Annotated in this window: 9 protein-coding genes; all 9 read left to right on the top strand. The window is 48.3% G+C overall.

The features are described from left to right. Window positions 1–401, top strand: a 401-nt coding sequence (rplP, locus tag PX481_RS29015; protein WP_288097427.1) for a 50S ribosomal protein L16, incomplete at its 5' end; no start/stop codon positions are given. Next, window positions 401–619, top strand: coding sequence for a 50S ribosomal protein L29 (rpmC, locus tag PX481_RS29020; protein ID WP_002757581.1), 219 nt, complete (start codon window positions 401–403; stop codon window positions 617–619). The genes rplP and rpmC, both read left to right, overlap by 1 nt. Before the next feature lie 6 nt (window positions 620–625). Then, a complete protein-coding gene (gene rpsQ, locus PX481_RS29025; RefSeq protein ID WP_002734070.1) occupies window positions 626–868 on the top strand; it encodes a 30S ribosomal protein S17 in 243 nt (80 codons plus the stop codon). Window positions 869–888: 20 nt separating this feature from the next. Further along, window positions 889–1257, top strand: a complete 369-nt coding sequence (gene rplN, locus PX481_RS29030; protein WP_002732358.1) for a 50S ribosomal protein L14 — start codon at window positions 889–891, stop codon at window positions 1255–1257. A gap of 72 nt (window positions 1258–1329) precedes the next feature. Next, entirely contained in the window at window positions 1330–1683 is a 354-nt protein-coding gene (rplX, locus tag PX481_RS29035; RefSeq protein ID WP_002757582.1) for a 50S ribosomal protein L24, read from the top strand. A gap of 54 nt (window positions 1684–1737) precedes the next feature. Then, window positions 1738–2277: a 50S ribosomal protein L5 gene (rplE, locus tag PX481_RS29040; protein ID WP_002734750.1), complete on the top strand. Its 540-nt coding sequence runs from the start codon at window positions 1738–1740 to the stop codon at window positions 2275–2277. 186 nt (window positions 2278–2463) lie between these two features. Further along, a complete protein-coding gene (gene rpsH, locus PX481_RS29045) occupies window positions 2464–2865 on the top strand; it encodes a 30S ribosomal protein S8 (RefSeq protein ID WP_002734721.1) in 402 nt (133 codons plus the stop codon). A 104-nt stretch (window positions 2866–2969) separates the two neighbouring features. Next, window positions 2970–3539: a 50S ribosomal protein L6 gene (gene rplF, locus PX481_RS29050; RefSeq protein ID WP_002757583.1), complete on the top strand. Its 570-nt coding sequence runs from the start codon at window positions 2970–2972 to the stop codon at window positions 3537–3539. A gap of 3 nt (window positions 3540–3542) precedes the next feature. Beyond that, window positions 3543–3905, top strand: coding sequence for a 50S ribosomal protein L18 (gene rplR / locus PX481_RS29055; RefSeq protein ID WP_002746610.1), 363 nt, complete (start codon window positions 3543–3545; stop codon window positions 3903–3905). Window positions 3906–3953: the final 48 nt, after the last annotated feature.

Here is a 3953-nt window from a genome sequence, read left to right on the forward strand (position 1 = left end):
CAAAATTCCGCAAACAACAGCGCGGACGGATGCGCGGGCTGGCCACCGGCGGAAATACGATTAATTTCGGCGATTTCGCCCTGCAAGCCACCGAACCCTGTTGGATTACTTCCCGTCAAATCGAAGCCGCCAGACGGGCAATGACTCGTTATATCCGTCGGGGTGGCAAAATCTGGATCCGCGTTTTTCCTGATAAACCCGTCACCCAACGGGCTGCAGAAACCCGGATGGGTTCCGGGAAAGGTTCCCCCGAATTCTGGGTGGCCGTGGTTAAACCGGGGTTCATTATGTTTGAAATTGCCGGGGTAGCCGAACCGGTAGCCCGGGAAGCAATGCGTCTAGCCGCCCAAAAATTACCAATTAAGACCAAATTTATCACTCGCGAGGAGGATTTTGTCTAATGGCTCTACCAAAAATCGCCGAAGTGAGGAAGATGAGCGATGACGACATCGCCGACGCTATCCTCAATGCCAAAAAGAAACTGTTTGAATTGCGTTTGCAGCAGGCCACCCGCCGCTTGGAAAAAACCCACGAATTCAAACATACCCGCCACCGTCTTGGCCAATTATTGACCGTAGAACGGGAGCGCCAACTAGCCCAGTCCACCCCGGAGGCATAACCCGCTATGGCAGTTAAAGAAAGAGTTGGGGTAGTGGTCAGCGACAAAATGGATAAAACCGTAGTGGTAGCCATTGAAAACCGCTCTCCTCACCCTAAATACGGCAAAATCGTCGTGAAAACCCAGAAATTTAAGGCTCACGACGCAGAAAATCAAGCCAAACAAGGCGATCGAGTTCGCATTCGTGAAACCCGCCCCCTCAGTAAAACCAAACGTTGGGAAGTGGCGGAAATATTAACCGATAGTTAAATTTCACCTAGGTAAAAACCGTGATTCAACAACAAACCTACTTAAATGTCGCTGACAATAGCGGGGCGCGGAAACTAATGTGTCTGCGGGTGCTGGGCACAGGTAACTGTACCTACGGTGGCATCGGTGACAAAATTATCGCCGTGGTTAAGGACGCTATCCCCAATATGCCCGTGAAAAAATCCGATGTGGTCACTGCGGTGATTGTGCGGACCCGTCAAACCGTCCGTCGCGATAGTGGCATGAGCATCCGTTTTGATGATAACGCCGCCGTGATTATTAATAATGACGGTAATCCCAAAGGTACTAGGGTTTTTGGTCCTGTCGCTCGGGAATTGCGCGATAAAAACTACACCAAAATTGTTTCCCTAGCCCCAGAAGTTCTCTGATCAAAGTGAAAAGTACCAAGGCAATTGGCTGATGGCTAGTCTAAAACTTTTCACACTTTGAGGTCAAAAAAAATGAGTAAGAAAAACAGTCAAACCCCACCCCAAAGGCAAAAAATGCACGTTAAAAAAGGGGATGTCGTTCAAGTAATCGCTGGTTCCGATAAGGGCAAAGTGGGCGAAATTTTACGCGCTTTACCCCAAGAAAGTACCGTGGTGGTCAAAGGAGTTAATATCCGCACCAAACATACTAAACCCCAACAGGAAGGAGAATCGGGTCAAATCCTTACCTACGAAGCACCGATTCACAGTTCCAAAGTGATGCTTTATTCCGAGAAGAAAAAAATCGCCAGTCGGGTAGGTTATACCTTTACCGAAGACGGTCGGAAAGTGCGGATACTGAAGAAAACTGGCGAAATTATTGATTAGTTTCCCATCAATTCTAGTTCCTGACCAAGCCCAGGAAAAGTAAGCAGAAAAACTATGAGCCAAAAACTAAAAACCACCTATCAAGAAACCATTGTTCCGAAACTGAAAGAACAATTTGGTTATACCAATATCCACCAAGTACCTAAAGTTATCAAAATTACCGTTAACCGCGGTCTTGGGGAAGCTTCACAAAACGCCAAAGCTTTGGAGTCTTCCAAGGAGGAACTGTCCACCATCACCGGACAACAACCGGTAGTGACTAGAGCTAAAAAAGCGATCGCTGGCTTTAAAATTCGCGAAGGAATGCCCGTGGGTGTCATGGTGACATTGCGCGGCGATCGAATGTACGCTTTTTTAGACCGTCTCATTAATCTGGCCTTACCACGCATTCGCGACTTTCGCGGTATCAGCGGTAACAGTTTTGATGGTCGTGGTAACTACAGTTTAGGCATTCGTGAACAGTTGATCTTCCCCGAAATTGAATACGACAAAATCGATCAAATTCGCGGGATGGACATCTCAATCATCACCACCGCTAAAAACGACGAAGAAGGACGCGCCCTCCTCAAAGAGATGGGAATGCCCTTTAGATAAATCAATCAAGAGAAAAGGAAAAAAATCAGGAAAAAGTGGCAAGGGAAAAGGGAGAAAGCGATTTTGTCAGAGAAATTACTGAATAAATCCTACCTACCTTCTCCTGACGACTGGCTCCTGACTCCTGACTCCCGCAATAACTGACCACTGATGTTGATCCCAATTTAGGAGAAAAACAGGTAATTCATGTCTGCTAACGATACCATCTCGGATATGCTGACCCGCATCCGTAACGCTTGCGCGGTTCGGCAGACCACTACTCAAATTCCCACCACGCGGATGACGCGCAGTATTGCTCAAGTTCTCAAGGACGAAGGCTTTATTGCTGACTTTGAGGAAGTGGGTGAGGGGATTAAATCTCAATTAGTTCTTTCCCTCAAATATAAAGGCAAAAACCGTCAACCGATCATTACTACCCTCACCAGAGTCAGTAAACCGGGCCTGCGAGTTTATTCCAACAGTAAAGACTTACCTCGCGTCCTCGGTGGCATTGGCATCGCCATTGTTTCTACCTCTAAAGGCATTATGACCGATCGCGAGGCCCGTAAACAAAACGTTGGCGGCGAAGTCCTTTGCTACATCTGGTAAACAAGGATAAGCTATCAGCCGTCAGCCTTTCCAAGTTTAAACCTGATAGCTGACCCACTGATAACTCTTCCCTGATAACTGATAACTGATAACTGATAACTGTTATGTCTCGTATTGGCAAACGCCCGATTCCTATTCCCAATAAAGTCACCGTCGATATCGATGGTGCTACCGTGACGGTGAAAGGACCCAAAGGAACTCTCCAGAGAACCCTACCCACCGCCGTCGCCATCAATAAAGATGGCGAAACTCTGCTCGTTACCCGTCAAGACGATTCCCGTACCGCCAGAGAACGCCACGGACTCTGTAGAACTCTAGTAGCCAACATGGTGGAAGGAGTCGCTACCGGCTTTCAAAAACGCCTCGATATCCAAGGGGTGGGCTACCGCGCCCAGGCGCAGGGTAGTAAATTAGTTCTTAACGTCGGTTACAGTAAACCCGTGGAGATGGAGATGCCCGATGGTGTTTCCGTCGCCGTAGAGAACAGCACCCAAGTTATCGTCAGTGGCATCGACAAAGAAGCCGTCGGTAACATTGCCGCTAAAATCCGCGAAGTTCGTCCCCCCGAACCTTATAAAGGAAAAGGGATTCGCTATCTTGGTGAAGTCGTCCGTCGCAAAGTTGGTAAAGCTGGCGGTAAAGGCGCTAAAGGCGGTAAAGGAGGTAAAAAATAAACCATGAAACTTAGTCGCAAAGAATCAGTCCGTCGTCGTCACCAGCGTGTGCGTCGCAAAATTAATGGCACTGCTGAACGGCCGCGTTTATCCGTATTTCGTTCTAATAACCACATCTACGCCCAAATTATCGACGACGTAGCCCAACATACCCTCGCGGCCGCTTCTACCCTAGAGGCCACCTTGCGCGGGGAATTAGAGTCCACCGCTACCCAAGAAGCCTCGGCTGCCGTGGGTAAACTGGTGGCCCAACGGGCCTTAGAAAGAGGCATCGAACAAGTGGTTTTTGATCGCGGTGGCAATCTCTATCACGGTCGCGTCAAAGCCTTAGCAGAAGCGGCTCGGTCAGCCGGCTTAAACTTCTAAAATATCCTTTCAACACTGATAAAACTATGGCAAAACGTCGCAAAGGCA

Source organism: Microcystis sp. M53603_WE2 (assembly GCF_030065435.1).

Coding starts and splice junctions, on each gene's coding strand:
- rpsH (WP_002734721.1), top strand. CDS start 2,464: ATGTCTGCTAACGATACCATCTCGGATATGCTGACCCGCATCCGTAAC.
- rpsQ (WP_002734070.1), top strand. CDS start 626: ATGGCAGTTAAAGAAAGAGTTGGGGTAGTGGTCAGCGACAAAATGGAT.
- rplR (WP_002746610.1), top strand. CDS start 3,543: ATGAAACTTAGTCGCAAAGAATCAGTCCGTCGTCGTCACCAGCGTGTG.
- rplX (WP_002757582.1), top strand. CDS start 1,330: ATGAGTAAGAAAAACAGTCAAACCCCACCCCAAAGGCAAAAAATGCAC.
- rpmC (WP_002757581.1), top strand. CDS start 401: ATGGCTCTACCAAAAATCGCCGAAGTGAGGAAGATGAGCGATGACGAC.
- rplE (WP_002734750.1), top strand. CDS start 1,738: ATGAGCCAAAAACTAAAAACCACCTATCAAGAAACCATTGTTCCGAAA.
- rplF (WP_002757583.1), top strand. CDS start 2,970: ATGTCTCGTATTGGCAAACGCCCGATTCCTATTCCCAATAAAGTCACC.